The organism is Erythrobacter epiphyticus, assembly GCF_034653295.1.
Taxonomy (GTDB): domain Bacteria; phylum Pseudomonadota; class Alphaproteobacteria; order Sphingomonadales; family Sphingomonadaceae; genus Erythrobacter.
This window is the reverse complement of sequence record NZ_JAYEEU010000036.1, coordinates 1-834: the sequence shown is the minus strand read 5'-3', so window position 1 is coordinate 834 and position 834 is coordinate 1. Positions and strand designations below refer to the sequence as shown.

1 protein-coding gene is annotated in these 834 nt (G+C 64.0%); it reads left to right on the top strand.

Annotation, left to right across the window (positions count from 1 at the left end; genetic code table 11):
- Positions 1-654, top strand: a 654-nt coding sequence (locus tag SOQ14_RS14375; RefSeq protein WP_527194252.1) for a peptidase M16 family protein, incomplete at its 5' end; no start/stop codon positions are given.
- Positions 655-834 lie beyond the last annotated feature (180 nt).

Genomic DNA, 834 nt, shown 5'->3' with positions numbered 1-834 from the left:
GTCAACGTTATTGCCGGATTTGCCAAGGCGAGTGACGGGCCGAGCGTGCTCTATCACCGCGGCGATGCCAACCAGGCCGCCGCCGCCGTGATCTGGCCGAGCGGGGGCGGGATGGCGAGCATCCGCGAATCCCGCCAGCTCGAAATCCTCACCCAGTTGTTCAACAACCGCTTGCTCGATGCGCTGCGCGAACGCGCCGGGGCGAGCTATTCGCCGCAGGTGTTTTCAAACTGGCCCACCGATGTCGAGAGCGGCGGGCGGATCACCGCGCTCGCCCAGCTTGAGCCGGATTTCGTGCCGATCTTCTTCGCCGAGGCTGATCGGATTGCCCGCGACCTCGCGGCAAACCCACCCGCGGCGGACGAGCTGGAGCGCGTCACCGGGCCGCTTGGCCAGATGATCCAGCGCGCCTCGACCGGCAATCAGTTCTGGCTCTACAATCTCGAGGGCGCGAGCTTTGATCCCCAGCGCGTCGCGCTGCTGCGCTCGCTGCTGGTTGATTACACGCAGACCACGCCCGAAGTGATGCAGTTTCTGGCGGAACGCTATTTCACCCAGCGCCGACCGCTGCGGCTGGCGGTGATCCCGCAAGGTCAGACACTTGCTGCCGAACCTGCCCGGCGCAACAGCCGGGGTAATGCCCGGGCGCGCTGACCGGACGAGAAATAATATTGTCGCAGGAGGCATTGAGGCTTTACAAATCTAACGCGCCTCCTGTAGCGGCGCGGCCCGCGGCTGGAATGTGCCGCACATTCTTGCCATATGGCCTGATGACATTTGGAAGACTTGCAAAGTGACGAAGACCTGGACCCCGCAAAGCTGGCAGACCCACGA